This is a genomic window from Streptomyces sp. SAJ15, assembly GCF_007595705.1.
Classification (GTDB): domain Bacteria; phylum Actinomycetota; class Actinomycetes; order Streptomycetales; family Streptomycetaceae; genus Streptomyces.
The window spans coordinates 309,656-325,014 of the sequence record NZ_NISY01000004.1; the positions used below are offsets into that span (position 1 = coordinate 309,656).

Here is a 15,359-nt window from a genome sequence, read left to right on the forward strand (position 1 = left end):
AGAAGCGTTCCGGTATCCCACGGCAGCCCATGGCCTCGACGACTCGCACACGATGACGCGCTCGAGCCCGTGTCCGTGATGGTCCTCATGCTCGCCCGGAGGGGAAGAAATGAACTCAGTGAAGAGGCGGAGAGCGGTCCGCCTCGCCGCCGCTGTGCTGGCCTCTGGGCTGGCGGCGGTCGGCGCGGTGGCGGTCGCGAGTCCCGCCGCCGCCGACGACCTCCCCTCCGGTCGGGGCGGCGCCACGGCCACCCTCGGCGGTCTCACGGTCTTCGACCAAGCGGTCGTCCGGAACGGGGCGGAGAAGGAGCAGGTGGGCGCCGGGCTGTTCGAGATGGCGGTCGACGAGGGCGGCACCATCCAGACGTACTGTGTCGACATCCAGAACCCGACGCGGCCCGAGGCCAAGTACCGGGAGAAGCCCTGGAGCGAGACCTCGCTGCACGACAACGCCGACGCGGGCAAGATCCGCTGGATCCTGCGGCACTCCTACCCGCAGGTCAACGACCTCTCGGCGCTGGCCGCGAAGGCCCACACCGGCCCGCTGACCGAGAAGACCGCCGCTGCCGGCACCCAGGTCGCCATCTGGCGCTTCTCCGACAAGGCGCGGGTGGAGGCGGTCGACCCGGCAGCCGAGAAGCTCGCCGACTATCTGGAGAAGAACGCCGAGCGCCTTCCGGAGCCCAAGGCCACCCTGACCCTCGACCCGCCGGCCGTCTCCGGTAGGTCGGGCGAGCGGCTCGGTCCGGTGACCGTGCGTACCGGCGCCAACGCCGTCAGCGTCGCCCCGGCCGCCGCGACCTCCGGCGTCAGGGTCGTCGACAGGGCCGGCAAGCCGGTCACCAGCGCCGTCGACGGCAGCCGGCTCTACTTCGACGTCCCCGCCGGCACCCCGGACGGCACCACCTCGCTGACCGTGCAGGCGTCCACCGAGGTGCCGGTCGGCCGCGCGTTCGCCAGCGAGAGCAAGAGCCAGACCCAGATCCTGGCCGGATCCAGCAGGTCCAACGTGTCGGCCACCGCCACCGCGAGCTGGGCGCGGAAGGGGCCGATCCCGGCCCTGTCCGCCGCGGAGAACTGCGCCAAGAGCGGCGTCGACGTGACCGCGCGGAACGCGGGCGACGAGCCGTTCACCTTCGAGCTGGCGGGCGTCGAGCACACCGTCGCCGCGGGGAAGTCCGAGACCATCACCGTCCCGGTGCGGGAGGACCAGGAGTACGCGTTCACGATCAGCGGCCCCGACGGTTTCGAGCGCACCTTCTCCGGGGTGCTGGACTGCAGGACCGCGAGCACGGGCGGCGGGCCCACCGGGGCCGGCACGGGGGGCTCCGGCGGCGACACGCCCGCCAACGAGCCGGCCCCGGCCTCGGTCGGCGGCGCCTCCGGCGGTGACATCCCGGACGACGGCGATCTCGCCGAGACCGGCTCCGACACCGACACTCCGCTCCTCGTGGGCCTCGCCCTCGCCTTCCTCGCGGTCGGCGCCGGCATGGTCTTCCTCCTCCGCGGGAAAGGGGCGCCCGAGGGGGAGTGATGGCGGGGGAGTGACGGGGGCCACCGTGTGAGGAGCGTGAGCGAGCCGCAGCGTAGTCGTCAGGTGACCGTCCGAAGCGCGACGGCTCTCCACGGGCGCTGCGCTCCGGGGGCCGTGCCGCTCCACGCCGGTCTGTGGTTTTCGCCGCGGGCTTGTCGTACGGCAAGATGGGGTGTATCTGCCCGCACGCGGCGGAGCCCACGCGGCGGAGCCGCATTTCGACACCTATAGATTGCCGGACGGTTTCTCTTGGCTGAGTACATCTACACCATGCGCAAGACGCGCAAGGCGCACGGTGACAAGGTGATCCTCGACGACGTGACGTTGAGCTTCCTGCCCGGCGCCAAGATCGGTGTCGTGGGCCCCAACGGCGCCGGTAAGTCCACGGTCCTCAAGATCATGGCCGGCATCGAGCAGCCGTCCAACGGCGACGCGTTCCTCTCGCCCGGCTACAGCGTCGGCATCCTGCTCCAGGAGCCGCCGCTGGACGAGTCGAAGACCGTGTTGGAGAACGTCCAGGACGGCGTCGCCGAGGTCAAGGGCAAGCTCGACCGGTTCAACGAGATCGCCGAGCTGATGGCGACCGACTACTCGGACGCGCTGCTGGAGGAGATGGGCAAGCTCCAGGAGGACCTCGACCACTCCAACGCCTGGGACCTGGACGCCCAGCTGGAGCAGGCCATGGACGCCCTGGGCTGCCCGCCCGGCGACTGGCCGGTCACCAACCTCTCCGGTGGCGAGAAGCGTCGGGTCGCGCTCTGCAAGCTGCTGCTGGAGGCGCCCGACCTGCTGCTGCTCGACGAGCCCACCAACCACCTCGACGCCGAGTCGGTGCAGTGGCTGGAGCAGCACCTCGCCAAGTACGCGGGCACCGTCGTCGCCATCACCCACGACCGGTACTTCCTGGACAACGTCGCCGGCTGGATCCTGGAGCTCGACCGCGGCCGTGCCATCGGCTACGAGGGCAACTACTCCACCTACCTGGAGACCAAGCAGGCCCGTCTGAAGGTCGAGGGGCAGAAGGACGCCAAGCGCGCCAAGCGGCTCAAGGAAGAGCTGGAGTGGGTGCGCTCCAACGCCAAGGGGCGGCAGGCCAAGTCCAAGGCGCGTCTGGCCCGTTACGAGGAGATGGCCGCCGAGGCCGAGAAGACCCGGAAGCTGGACTTCGAGGAGATCCAGATCCCGCCGGGCCCGCGTCTGGGCAACGTCGTGGTCGAGGTGAACAACCTCTCCAAGGCGTTCGGCGAGAAGGTCCTCATCGACGACCTGTCCTTCACCCTGCCGCGCAACGGCATCGTCGGCGTCATCGGCCCGAACGGCGCCGGCAAGACCACCCTGTTCAAGATGCTCCAGGGCTTCGAGCAGCCGGACTCCGGTGACATCAAGGTCGGCGAGACCGTCAAGATCTCCTACGTCGACCAGAGCCGCGCCAACATCGACGCCAAGAAGACGCTGTGGGAGGTCGTCTCCGACGGCCTGGACTACATCAACGTCGGCCAGGTCGAGATGCCCTCGCGCGCCTACGTCTCCGCGTTCGGCTTCAAGGGCCCGGACCAGCAGAAGCCGGCCGGGGTGCTCTCCGGTGGTGAGCGCAACCGCCTCAACCTCGCGCTCACCCTCAAGCAGGGCGGCAACCTGCTGCTCCTCGACGAGCCGACCAACGACCTCGACGTCGAGACGCTCTCCTCGCTGGAGAACGCGCTGCTGGAGTTCCCGGGCTGCGCCGTGGTCGTCTCCCACGACCGCTGGTTCCTGGACCGCGTGGCCACCCACATCCTCGCCTACGAGGGCGAGTCCAAGTGGTTCTGGTTCGAGGGCAACTTCGAGTCGTACGAGAAGAACAAGATCGAGCGGCTCGGTCCGGACGCGGCGCGTCCGCACCGTGCCACCTACAAGAAGCTCACCCGGGGCTGAGCGTGGCCCGACACCTCTACTCCTGCCCGCTGCGCTGGTCGGACATGGACGCGTTCGGCCATGTCAACAACGCGGTGTTCATCCGCTACCTGGAGGAGGCGCGCGTCGACTTCATCTGGCGGCTGGCGCCGAACGACGGCAGCGGCGCCTTCACCGGCGGCATCGTGGTGGCCCGGCACGAGATCGACTACCTCAAGCCGCTGGTGCACCGGCACACGCCGGTGACCATCGAGCTGTGGGTGACGAAGATCAGGGCCGCCCAGCTGGCCGTCGCCTACGAGATCAAGGACGAGGAGGCCGTCTACGCGCGCGCCACCACGCTCCTGGTCCCGTATGACCTGGAGGCGGGCCGGCCGCGCCGGCTCATGGAGCAGGAGCGGCTCTTCCTGGAGCGGTATCTGGAGGAGGACCCCGGGCGGGGCCCGAGCGCCCGGGACCGCCGGAACGGGCAGGCGCCAGCCGCGCGGGACGGTTGGGACGCCCAGTCCGGGAAGCCGGAGGAGGCCGTCGTCGCATGACGACGCGGGAGCTGCACTTCGCCGACGACAGGGAGGCGGCGGACCTCGCCGCCTTCCTGTCCCGGCTGCTCCACTACGACCGGGCCGCCGCGGTGCGGCTGCAGGCCGGCGGCGGCGTGCTCGCCGTCTTCGGCCGGCCGCCGTCCTTCGAGGTGCTCGCCATCCGCACGGCGCGGCTGGCCCAGCCCGCCACGGAGCAGCTGGACACCACCGTCTCCGCCGGGCAGTTCGCGGATGCCCTGGACGCCGCCCGCCCCTCGGGCGCGCCCGAGGGAGCCGGGCCGCGCGGGCTGACCGTCGCCGTGCCGGCCCCGGTCACGGGGCCGCCGTGGGCCGGGGTGCTCCCACCCCGCGGTGGCTGGCAGCGGATGCCCGGCCTGCCGGGCACGGAGGCGATGCGCGGGGCGGTGGCCGCCGCCGTCGCCGAGTTCCGTGCCCGCGACGAGGCGCTTCCCGACGAGCGGCGCACGCGCGCGGAACGCGACCGCATCGGCCGCCAGATCTGGTCCCGCACCCTCGGGGACACCGAACTGCCGCTGCGTGCCGTGCACGCGGCGCAGTCACTGGGCTTTCTGCGCCCGGGCCGCACCCCCCAGCGGCCGGCCGCCTCCGCGGCCACGACCCTCGGCCACGCCGCTTCCGCGACGCGTGGCGCGTGGTCGACCGCCGTCGCCGACGAGCCGCTCGCCCTGCTGACCGCGGGCAGCTGGCTGCGTTTGCGCACCCCGTACGGCTCGATCGCGGTGCGCCGAGCCGGGCTGTCGGCCCTGCCGTTGTCCCCGGTCTGACCACGGGACGGAAGCCGGGCCAAGCCGGCCCCGCTGACCGACAGCGATATGCGACGGGCTCACGGGCTCGCCGGCATCGACCGGGCAGGCGGCGACCCGGCGGTGTCAGTCCGGGGTGTTGAGCATCGAGGCCGCGGCGTAGGTGAGGTAGTTCCACAGCTGCGTCTCGTGCTCGGGGGAGAGCTCGAGCTCGTCGACGGCCTCGCGCATGTGGCGCAGCCAGGCGTCGTGGGCGGCGCGGTCGACGGTGAAGGGGGCGTGGCGCATCCGCAGCCGCGGGTGTCCGCGGTTGTCACTGTAGGTGCGCGGCCCGCCCCAGTACTGCATCAGGAAGAGCGCCAGCCGCTCCTCGGCGGGCCCCAGGTCCTCCTCCGGGTACATCGGCCGCAGCAGCGGATCCTCCGCGACGCCCTGGTAGAAGCGGTGCACCAAGCGCCGGAAGGTCTGCTCGCCGCCGACCTGCTCGTAGAAGGTCTGCTCCTGAAGCGTGCCGCGCGGGATCTCTTTCACCCTTCAATGCTCTCAGATGACCGGAGGAGGTCTGTAGACGTAGGTCACACGATGACCGCTTCCCGCCCCCGCGCCCGGCGAGACGGTCCCGGCGCCCCGCGCGGTCGACGGCACCCCACGCGGTTGCGGCCATCTCGCGTGGGTGACGCACCTCGCACGGTTGACGGGCCCGCGCCCGGCGACACCCGCGCGGGCGGCGACACCCGCGCGGTCGACGGCACCCTGCGGACGCGGGCCTGCCGTCGATGTCTGCTCGCTGTCGACGTCGGCCCACCGGCGCGAGCGGCGGCCGAGAGGCGGCCGTCGCCCGCGCCCTGGTGTCGAGGGCGGACCCGTACGGACCGGGTCGACTCAGCCCCGGCGCACGGTGATCGTCGTCCAGGCGCCCACGTGCACCCGGTCGCCGTCCTGGAGCGGCACCGGGACGTACGGCTGAATCGGGTCCTCGGCGCCGTTGATGGTCGTGCCGTTGGTGGAGTTCTGGTCCACCACCGCCCAACTGCCGTCCGGCTGCTGGACGAGGACCGCGTGCTGGTGCGAGACGCCCGGGTCCTCCGGCGGGCGGGCCAGGTCGATGTCGGGCGACTCACCGGTGCTGTGCCGACGGCGGCCGATGGTGACCTGGGTGCCGGTGAGCTGGATGTGCTGATCCGGGCTGTAGGCGGGGAGGTTCAACCCGGCGGCCTCGGGGCCGCTGCGGTGCATCATCGCCATGAAGTACTCGCGGTCCGGGGCCACCACCGCGACCCAGCCCGCCGGGGCCGGTGGCGCGGCGGCCTGGAACGGGGCGGCCGGCTGGGGCGGCTGCGGCTGCGGCTGCGGGGAGCCGGTGCCCGGGAAGTCGTCACCCCCGAAGGCCGGTGCGGCCGGCATCGGCGCCTGCGGAGCCGGAGCCGGAGCCGGGGCCTGCGGCGGCTGGTACGGCGAGGGCACCGGACCGGGGGCCGGTGCGGGCGCCGGCGCGGGCGGCGCCGGAGGAGCGGGCGCGGCGGCCCCCGCCGGTCCGCCCGGAGGCGGCAGCGGCCAGTCGTCCTCGACGCCGTACGCGCCGCCGGTGGACTGCGGCCCGGTCAGCGGCTCCGCCGGGCGGTTGACCTGGGACAGGTGCGAGCCCGGGTAGTCACCGCCGCCGTGCGTCGCCTGCGCCGGCACGTGCGGGTGCGGCGGCTGGCCGGGCGACGGCAGCGGCGGGGCCGGCGGCTGTGGCGCCGGGGGGAAACCGCCCTGCCCGGGCGGCGCCGGCGGCGCGATGTACGGACTCGCGGACTGCGTCAGGAAGTTGTAGCGGCACTCCTCGCAGAACGGCGCCTGCGCCTCGCGCGGCGTGCGGCACTGCGGGCACAGCTCCGCCTGGACGGTGGCGTCGGACTGGGGGCCGGGGTAGCCGTAGCCACCCGCCGGCGCGGGGGGCTGGGGAGCCGGGTAGCCATAGCCGCCGGGCGCGGCGGGCGCGCCGAGCTGACCGGGGGCACCCGGAACACCCGGCATACCGGGAGCGCCAGGAGCGCCGTGAGCGCCCGGCATTCCGGGCATACCGGGAACACCGGAGGTATCCGGCGCACCGGGGCCACCAGGCGCACCGGGGCCGCCGTGCGGCCCGGGTGCACCGCCCGGAGCCACCGGAGAGAGGGGCGTGCCCGGCATGGGGAGCGGTGGTGGCGGTGGTGGCGGCGGGACGCTGCCCGCGGGCATGGGCGTCCCCGACATGCGGTGGCCGCACACCTCGCACCAGTCGTCGGCTGTCGACTGGTGGCCGTTCGGGCAGGTCGCCATGTCGGAGTTCCCCCTCTTGTGCCGTTTATTGGCGTTGCTGGTGGGCCGTGCTACTTCTTGACGCGAACTGTCCTGGTGGAGCGCGTGTCGAGTGTCATCTCGGCGGCCTCCGCGACCTTCGCTTTCAGTCGCACAGTACCCGTCGCCGCGTCGACGACGTCGACCACCTTCGAAAGCAGTTTCGCGGTGTCCTCGTTACCCAGTGCGCTCGCGAGCTGGACCGCGCGGCCCAGTCTCGCCGTCGCGCCGTCCCGGTCGCCGGCCTTGCGGGCGTCCAGGCCCTGCTGGATCGCCTGGGCCAGCTCGGCCTGCCCCGTGTAGTGCGCGACCTGCTGGTTGATGCGGGTGGAGGCCGCCATGTCGTCCGTCCAGACGACCCGTACCAGCTGCTGGGCGAGAGGGGTCGGGGAGCCGCCGTCCGGCGCCGGCAGCACCAGCGAGACCCGTGCCGCGAGCATCTCCCGGCCCACGTCGGCCGCCGGCACCCGTACGCACACGTGGTAGTCGCGGGACTCGTCGCCCCACGATCCGGTCGGGTAGTCGCCGGCCCGCGCGTTCGCCTCCGCGCGGCGGTCGGTCAGGTCCTCGATGGTGGGTGCGACCTGCTTGACGAAGACCACCTCGGCGCCCTGCGGGGTCCACAGCCGCAGCGCCACGTCCGCGACCTGCTTGCCCATCGCGGTCTCCATCATCTTTGTGAAGTCCTCGGCCAGGCCGGAGGGGTCGGCCACGATGTCGGCGCTGCCGAGCAGCGCCGAGGCGATGCCGGTGACCTCCTTGACGTCCCAGTCGGTGCCGACGCCCCGCGCGTCACAGGTGAAGCGGCCCGCGCAGGCGTCGAGCGCCGCGCGCAGCTCCTCCGGCGTCTCGTGTTCGTTGCGGCCGTCGGTGAGCAGGATGCCGTGTCGTATCGGCGCGTCGCCGGTCGCCAGCACTCGGTCGGCCAGCCGCAGCCAGGTGCCGATCGCGGTGCCGCCGCCCGCGCCTAACCGGCGCAGCGCGTCCTTGGCCCGGGCCCGGGTCGCCGGGCCGGCCACCGCAAGCCGGCCGTCGCCCGGGTAGACCTCCTCCGCCTTGTGCGTGCCGGCGATCACGGTGAAGGAGACGCCGTCGCGCAGGGTGTCGATCGCGGCGGCCGTGGCGTCCCGCGCGTTGCGCATCTTGGTGGGCGGGTAGTCCATGGAGCCGGAGCAGTCGATCATGATGGCCACGGCCGCGTCGGGCGCGCGCTCGCCGTCGGTGGGGATCGGCAGGCCGCCCGTGGTGCCGCCGCCGGTGGCGGTCACCGTCACGATCGCGTTGACGTCCCGACCGCCCTCGGGCAGGTACTCGTTCTGGTAGACGTCGACGGTGAACTGCGGAACGTTCGATTTCGCGAAGTTGGTCATCTGATCCGCTCCTCGGCCCCGGTGCCCCGGCGCCCCGCATATGGACAAAGCGATATATGGGCGTGCGGAGTCGAGGTCCCCCCGCGTGTGCCCGCGTCTTCGACGCGGGCACCACCACCCCCCTCAGGCCGTCAGGCCGATCCTGCCCTCCCGACCGCGACGGGGAACGGGACCACCGCCACTGTTACGTTGTCGTGGCCGCCGCCCTCCAACGCGTACGTCACCAGCCGGCGCGCGCTCTCCATCGGCCGGGTCCGGGCGTCCGCCGGCACCACCCGGGCCATCTCCCGCGCCGATTCGGCGTAGTTCCACAGCCCGTCGGTGCACACCACCACCACGCCCGGCCGGTCCGGCTTGAAGGACGCGGTGTGCGGCTCCAGTTCGTACGCGTCGGCGCCGAGCCAGCCGGTGATGGCGTGCGCCCGCTCGTCCGCGTACGCCTCCTCCTCCGACATCAGTCCCGACGCCACCATCTGGGCGGCCCAGGAGTCGTCCTCGGTGAGCCGCGCGGGCGGCGCGTCGGGGTCGTCGGGCACCCAGTAGGCGCGACTGTCGCCGACCCAGCCCACGGTCAGGACGGGCCCGGCCGCCACGGCGCTGACGAGGGTGCAGGCCGGCGCGTTCTGCCGGTAGTGGTCCTCGGGTCGGGCCACGGGCTCCCGAGCGAGCGCGTTGACGGCCTCGGCCGCGACGAAGATCGCGTCGTGCATGGCCTGCTGCGGTTGCGTGCCGCGCGAGACCGCCTCGATCAGCGACTCGCCGGCGGCCCGCGCCGCCGCGGCCGAGGCGTCGTCGGGTCGGGTCGCGGAGGAGACCCCGTCGCAGACCACGGCGACGACGGCCGGGGTGCCGTCCGGGAGCGCGGTGGTGGACACGGCGAAGGCGTCCTCGTTGCGGTGGTGCCGCAGCCCGCGGTCGCTGGCGGCCGCGACGCCCTCCAGTTCACGCTCCATGTGGTCGCGTTCGCGAGGCTGGGCGTGGCCGCAGTTCTCGCAGTAGCCGTCCCTGTCGATGGTGCCCTCCCGACACGCGGCGCACCGGCGCCGCCCCGTACCGCCCGGCCCGCCGGTGGTCGGCGTGCCGTCCGCCCCGCTCGGGGCCGTGGCCCCGAGCTCGGCCACGGCCCGCGGGTCGGCGGCCGGGCCGTCGTCGGTGGCCGCGCCGGCCGCTCGCTCGCCGCCGCGCGGACCGGGGTCGGCGGTCGCACCGTCCCGGCCGTCGCCGTACGGCCCGGCGTCGATCGCGCCGCCGCCGTACGGTCCGCCGTCCGCCGCCCCGGAGGGCGTCGCCGGCGACGGCGGCGCCGTCGACACGGACACCGATGCCGCCGGCGGGTTGGGCGGCGGCAGCGGATAGTCGTCGGGCTCCGCGGGGCTGGGCCCAGCCTCGCGTGCGGCGGCCCGCTCCGCGAGGTGGGCTACGCCGTTCAGGGAAAGCGTCGGCGTCGGGGCGCCGTCCGGTCCGGTGGTAGGCGGCGGCACCGAAAGCTCGGCGCCACAGCCGCCACAGAAGTTGTCGCCCGTCTCAAGGGGCTCGTGACAGCCTGGGCAGGCGGCCAGCCGGGGCAGCTGCGGCATTTGGGACATCCTCACACCCACGTCCTGGGGCGGAAGCGGTTGGCCCGCTCCACCATGTCGATCCTCTCCTCGCCGCGCTGCGCGAGCCTGGCGAGCGTGCGGTACGAGCGTTCGAGACCGAAGCGCAGCCCACGCTCGTTCAGGCTGCTGCCGAGCAGCGTGTGCGCCGCGGCGTCCCGCGGGGCTCCGCTGCCCCCGGCCAGGATCCAGTCCAGCGCACCGCCCAGCACCTCCGTGCTCAGGAGTTCGCGGCGCACCGCGTCGAGGCCGAGCTCGCCCAGCCGCTCGACCTGCCCGGACGCGGCCACCAGGTCGTCGAACAACGCGTCCCGCGCGGCGCGCTGCCGCAGCCTGGCCCGGACCGCGGCGACCCGGGCCGCCGTGTAGTGGATCGACGAGGCCGGTACCGACTCCAGGGCGGCCACCGCGCCCCGCCGGTCCCCCGAACACAGCCGTACGCGGGCGAGCCCGAAGGCGGCGCTGACATAGCTCGGGTCGGTCGTCCACACCAGCCCGTAGTACTCGGCGGCGTTGTCCAGCTGGCCCAGCACCTCGGCGCAGACCCCGAGCGCCAGCTTGGTCGCGGGCTCGCCGGGGAACGCGTCGTAGACGGCGTCGAAGGAGAGCGCGGCGGTGGTGTGGTCGCCGGTCGCCAGCGCGTGCAGCCCGCGGTACCAGACGATCCGCCAGTCGTCCGGGTGGTCGGCCTCAAGGCCGGCGAGCAGCTCCGCGGCCGTCCGTTCCTCGCCCAGCTCCAGCTCGGCCCGCACCCGCCGCAGCCGCAGCTCGGTGGAGTCGGTGGGCGCGGCCCGCAGCGCGGCGCTCACCTCCGCCGGCGGGGACGAGGCCGGCAGCCCCTCGAGAAGGCCGGCGTTGGGGTCGGCGGGGGAGACCCGCGGGGTGGGCAGGGCCAGCGCGGTGGCGCGCGCGTCCAGCGGGGCGAGGAGCGGCAGCGGATCGGGCGCGGCGGGCGCGGGGTCGGCCCCGATGTCGGCGGTGCCGAGGGCGGCGCTCGCGGCGGAGCCCGAGCCACCGCCACCGGAAGCGGTGGCCCCCGGGCCGGGGCCACCGGCCGTCCCCGCGCCCGTACGACCGGACGTTCCTGCCCCCGCACCCCCGGGCGTCGCTGAGCCGGCGCCACCCGAGCCGGTGGTTCCGGTGGTTCCGGTGCCGAGGGTCGCGGCCGCGAGCCCCGTCCCGCCGGGCGGCACCGTGCCGCCGCCCGTCGCCGCCGGACGCCGGCAGGGAAGGGCCCGCCGGCCCCGGCCGCCGGTCGCGGCGACCTGCCGGGTGCCCAGCCGCGAGGCGTCCCCGCTCTGCTCCGCGAACAGCTGGGTGTCCACCACCCGCAGCTCCGACTCGAAGAGCGTGGAGAGCGCCGGTCGAGGCTGCCCCGACTGCAGCGCCACGACCTCGCGCAGCACGCCCGTCAGCTGGTCGGCCATCTCCTCCGCGGAGGCGAACCGGCGCTCCGGGTCCGGGTCGGTGGCCCGGACCAGCAGCCGGTAGAAGGACTCGTAGCGCCGGAAGACCTCGATGTGCTCGGGGTCGGGGAGGCTGTCCACGAAGACGTTCGTGTAGCCCTGGAAGTCGAAGGTGAGCACGGCCAGCGTCCGCGCCACCGTGTACAGGTCGGAGGCGACGGACGGGCCGGTCTCGGAGAGCTCCGGGGCCTGATAGCCGACCGTGCCGTACAGCGGACTGTTCTCGTCGCCCTCGCGGCGCACCGCGCCCATGTCGATGAGCTTGAGCTGGTCCTGCTGCTGGATGGCGTTGTCGACCTTGAAATCGCAGTAGAGCAGCCGGCGGCTGTGCAGGTGGCCCAGGGCCTCCAGCGCCTCGATGCCGTACGCGCACGCCTGCTCGACCGGCAGCGGGTCGCGTCTGCCGTCCGGCGTCCGGCGCTCGTTGGCGATCTCCTTCAACGACTTGCCGCCGACGTACTCCATCACGATGTAGCCGTCGAGGCTGCCGGTGCGCTGGTCGAGGTGCTCGACGAAGTTGTAGATGCGCACGATGTTGGAGTGCTCGATCTCGGCCAGGAACCGGCGCTCGTTGACCGCGGCCGCCAGCGCGTCCTCGTCGCCGGTGTCGAGCAGGCCCTTGAGCACCACCCAGCGGTGCGCGACCGCCGTGTCCATCGCCAGGTAGATCCAGCCCAGGCCGCCGTGCGCCAGACAGCCCGCGACCTCGTACTGCCCGTGCACCAGGTCGCCGGGGTGCAGCTTCGGCACGAAGGAGTAGGGGTGGCCGCACTTGGTGCAGAAGCCCTCGGTGCGGCCCGGCCGCTCCGCGCGGGAGCGCCCCACCGGCGCCCCGCAGTCGCCCCGGCTGCAGAACCGCTTCCGCTCCGGCACCTCCGGGCGGTCCAGCACGACCGTGCGCGGGTCCGGCCGCGGCACCTTGGGCACGTTGACCAACCCCGCGCCGAGCCGGCTGCGCACGGAGGTGCCGGCGGAGGGCGCGCTGCGCACCGACACCGACCGTGTCGACGACGGGTCCGACCGCGAGAACGACAGCCGCCCGGAGACCGACCGCCGCGAGGACCGCGAGCTCTGCGAGCGGGTGGAGAACCGCGACGAGGAGTGCGGTCCCGAGCCGGTCGAACCGCTGCCCCGGTGCCCGAACGCGCTGATGCCGGTGGGGGCCGAGATCACCAGGCCCTGGGAGGACACCACCGGCGCGAGCCCACAGGTGTCGCAGTACAGCTCGCCGCCGCCCATGTCCTCGTAGGCGCCGTCGCACTCAGGCCGCTGGCACGGCTGGTCCGGTGTGCTCATCCCGCTCCCCCGTCCTGCCTCATCGGTCCGCCCCCGTGTCTCGCCTCATCGGTGCTCCCCGGTCCGGTCGGCCGGCTCGGGCCGGTGCTCCGCCCGCGGGGGCGCCAGCGCCTCGGCGGCCGCCTGCTGATAGCGCAACACGGCGGCCTCGGCGGCGCGCAGGTCGCACGGCGCGCTCCACAGCATCCGACGGGCCACGTCGAACCGCTCCACCAGCAGCGGGTCCTCGGCCATGCCGTGCCGGGCGACCTTCGCCTTGTACGCGTCCAGCCGGCCGCGCAGCTCCGCGCGGACGGCGAGCGGCGCCGTGACGGCGGTCAGCGACTCGCGGGCGCGCAGCAGTTCGTCCTCGGCCCGCTGCTCCAGGCTCTCCAGCAGCGGCGAGAGCCGGTGCCACTGGGAACGCCTTCGGTACTCGGCCGCCGCCGCGAGCTGTTCCTGGAGCGCGGTCGGGGGGCCGCTGACCACCGGGACCTCCGAGGCGGCGATCTTCGCGAGCACCTCCCCGCGCGCCTGCCGGGCCTCGGCGAGCGTGCGATCCGCGCGGGAGAGCAGATCGCGCAGATGCATCAGCCTCCGCTCCGCGTCCTGCCGCACGCCCAGCACCGCCTCGATCTCGCGCCGCACGTCCTCCAGGGCGCGGGCGGCCCGGTCGTAGCGCCCGGTGTCGGGACGGCCGCCACCGGGCGCGGCGGAGCCCGAGCCCCTGGTCCAGAAGGCGAGCGGGTCGCGCACCACCTCGGCGCGGAGCGCGGCCAGTTCGGCGGTGATCTCCTCCAGGTCGTCCCCGGCGGGGTGCTCGCCGGGGCGCACCCCCACGGAGTGCGCCAGCGAACGGGTGCGCTGGAGCTCGGCCGACAGCATGTCGATGCGCGCGGGCAGGGCGGACCACACGGCGTCGGCGGCGACGATGACGTCCAGCGCCTCCGCGTACCACCGGTTCATCCGGGCCACCAGCTCCTCGACGCCCACCTGCTCGCTGAGCAGGGCGGCCCCGGTGAGGGTGGCGCTGCTGGGCAGCGTGATGCCGCTGCCGCGCAGCAGCTCGGTGAGCTCGGCCAGCTCGCCCGCTGTGGGCCAGCGGCGCCGGCCGCGCACCTCACGGGCGGCGGTCAGGGTGTCCGTATAGGCGTCGAAGTACGTCCACAGGAGCGAGATGGCCTGCTCGGTGATGGACCACCGGTCCTTGGTGCGGCCGGTGAGCTCGGCGCCCTCCAACAGCCTGCGGCCGGCGTGGTCCTGGAGGGCGAGCAGCGAGGACTCGATGGCCTCGTGCTCGGCGCCGAGCCGCGCCAGCGCACGGTCCACCTCCTCACGGCTCATGGCCGGCTCCTGGGGTCTCCCCGTGGAGCTGGGAACGGGTCCCGCGACCCCCATCGATCACCTCTCCGTATGTCGTCCGCCGTCGGTCCCGGCGCGGTGCCGGGCGCCGGCGCTCAGTCCCTGTACTCCGGTCGTGGTGGTGTCGCCCCGTCCTCTCCGAGGTCTTCGGCGAGCCAGGTGCGGTAGGCCCGCTCCCAGGCTCCGCTGTCGCGGTAGTCATCCAGCACGTCGTTCACCCGGCGTACCAGGTCGGTGTCGTTCTTGTTCATCGCCACGCCGTAGTGCTCCACCGTGAAGGGCTTGCCGACCAGGTGGACGGAGGGGTCCTGGGCGGCCTGGCCGGCGGCCAGCGCGCTGTCGGTGATCACCGCGTCCACGGTGCCGAGTTGCAGCCGCACCAGGCAGTCGAGCTGGTTGGGGACCGGCTGGACCTTGATCGCACCCAGCGACTCCGCCCCCGTCTTCGGATCGTCCAGCGCCGCCTCGGCGGTGGAGCCCTTGGCCGTGCAGACCCGCTTGCCGCGCAGCGAGTCGTCGTAGCCGGTGATCGACCTGTGTCTGACGGGGGCGAGCACCTGCTGGCCGGCGGTGAAGTAGGCCGTGGAGAAGGCCACTTCCTTGATCCGGTCGCAGTTCACGGTCATGGTGCGCACCACCACGTCCACCTTGCCCTCTTTCAGGGCCGGTATGCGCTGGCTGGTGGGGATGGTGCGGTAGATGACGGCGTCCGGGTCGCCGAAGAGGTCCTTGGCGATGGCTCGCACCAGGTCGATGTCGAAGCCGGTGAGCTCGCCGCTGACCGGGTCCCGGTAGCCCCAGCGGTAGCTGTTCTGGTCGACGCCGGCGATCAGCTTGTTGAGCTTGCGGCCGTTGACCTCGCGGTTCTTGATGCGCTTGATGGCGTCGCCCGCGTCCCTGGAGGGGCGCAGGCTCGCCTCGGGCTTCTCGCACTCCGCCGCCGAGGTGTCGACCTCCTCCACGGCGCCGTCGGGCAGCCCGGACGCGGGGTGACCCGCGCGCTCCACGCGGTCGCCGTGCGCCGCGCGCCCGCCGCGGGCCGCGCGCTCTTCGCCGTCCGCGAGCGCGCCGGGCAGCAGGACGGCGGCGGCCAGTACGGCCAGGGCAGCGGCGGACACGGCCAGCGCGGACCGCGTCGACCGGCCGGCTGTCACGCGCCGCGCCGGCCGGCTCCGTCCCGGCTCCGCCGCCCGCGCGGCCTCCGTCGACCGCGACGTCCTCGACCGCATGCCCGTG

The 15,359-nt window shown here is 73.9% G+C and carries 11 protein-coding genes; 4 read left to right on the top strand and 7 right to left on the bottom strand.

Annotated features, from left to right (window positions below; all coding sequences use genetic code 11):
- Positions 1-109 precede the first annotated feature (109 nt).
- The 4 genes from CD790_RS13980 (at position 110) to CD790_RS13995 (ending at position 4,754) form a co-directional block, all read left to right on the top strand.
- Complete coding sequence (locus tag CD790_RS13980) at positions 110-1,534, top strand: Cys-Gln thioester bond-forming surface protein (protein ID WP_144383531.1); 1,425 nt, start codon at positions 110-112, stop codon at positions 1,532-1,534.
- Between the two features lie 249 nt (positions 1,535-1,783).
- Positions 1,784-3,448: an energy-dependent translational throttle protein EttA gene (ettA, locus tag CD790_RS13985; protein WP_144383532.1), complete on the top strand. Its 1,665-nt coding sequence runs from the start codon at positions 1,784-1,786 to the stop codon at positions 3,446-3,448.
- A 2-nt stretch (positions 3,449-3,450) separates the two neighbouring features.
- The gene (locus CD790_RS13990) at positions 3,451-3,966 is read left to right on the top strand and encodes a thioesterase family protein (RefSeq protein ID WP_144383533.1); all 516 of its coding nucleotides are present in this window, start codon (positions 3,451-3,453) and stop codon (positions 3,964-3,966) included.
- The gene (locus CD790_RS13995; protein WP_144383534.1) at positions 3,963-4,754 is read left to right on the top strand and encodes a hypothetical protein; all 792 of its coding nucleotides are present in this window, start codon (positions 3,963-3,965) and stop codon (positions 4,752-4,754) included. The genes CD790_RS13990 and CD790_RS13995 overlap by 4 nt, the downstream gene beginning before the upstream one ends.
- A gap of 105 nt (positions 4,755-4,859) precedes the next feature.
- On the opposite strand, the gene CD790_RS14000 is transcribed toward CD790_RS13995, so the two are convergent.
- From CD790_RS14000 to CD790_RS14030, 7 genes are all read right to left on the bottom strand, one after another.
- Positions 4,860-5,264: a globin gene (locus tag CD790_RS14000; RefSeq protein ID WP_144383535.1), complete on the bottom strand. Its 405-nt coding sequence runs from the start codon at positions 5,262-5,264 to the stop codon at positions 4,860-4,862.
- A gap of 351 nt (positions 5,265-5,615) precedes the next feature.
- The gene (locus tag CD790_RS14005) at positions 5,616-7,037 is read right to left on the bottom strand and encodes an FHA domain-containing protein (RefSeq protein ID WP_144383536.1); all 1,422 of its coding nucleotides are present in this window, start codon (positions 7,035-7,037) and stop codon (positions 5,616-5,618) included.
- A gap of 50 nt (positions 7,038-7,087) precedes the next feature.
- Complete coding sequence (locus CD790_RS14010) at positions 7,088-8,425, bottom strand: VWA domain-containing protein (RefSeq protein ID WP_144383537.1); 1,338 nt, start codon at positions 8,423-8,425, stop codon at positions 7,088-7,090.
- Positions 8,426-8,556: 131 nt separating this feature from the next.
- Positions 8,557-10,002: a protein phosphatase 2C domain-containing protein gene (locus tag CD790_RS14015; protein ID WP_399217505.1), complete on the bottom strand. Its 1,446-nt coding sequence runs from the start codon at positions 10,000-10,002 to the stop codon at positions 8,557-8,559.
- Between the two features lie 11 nt (positions 10,003-10,013).
- Complete coding sequence (locus CD790_RS14020) at positions 10,014-12,782, bottom strand: serine/threonine-protein kinase (protein WP_144383539.1); 2,769 nt, start codon at positions 12,780-12,782, stop codon at positions 10,014-10,016.
- Positions 12,783-12,827: 45 nt separating this feature from the next.
- Entirely contained in the window at positions 12,828-14,159 is a 1,332-nt protein-coding gene (locus tag CD790_RS14025) for a hypothetical protein (RefSeq protein ID WP_144383540.1), read from the bottom strand.
- 59 nt (positions 14,160-14,218) lie between these two features.
- On the bottom strand, positions 14,219-15,352 hold the full coding sequence (locus CD790_RS14030; RefSeq protein WP_144383541.1) for a glutamate ABC transporter substrate-binding protein: 1,134 nt from the start codon (positions 15,350-15,352) through the stop codon (positions 14,219-14,221).
- Between the last annotated feature and the right edge of the window lie 7 nt (positions 15,353-15,359).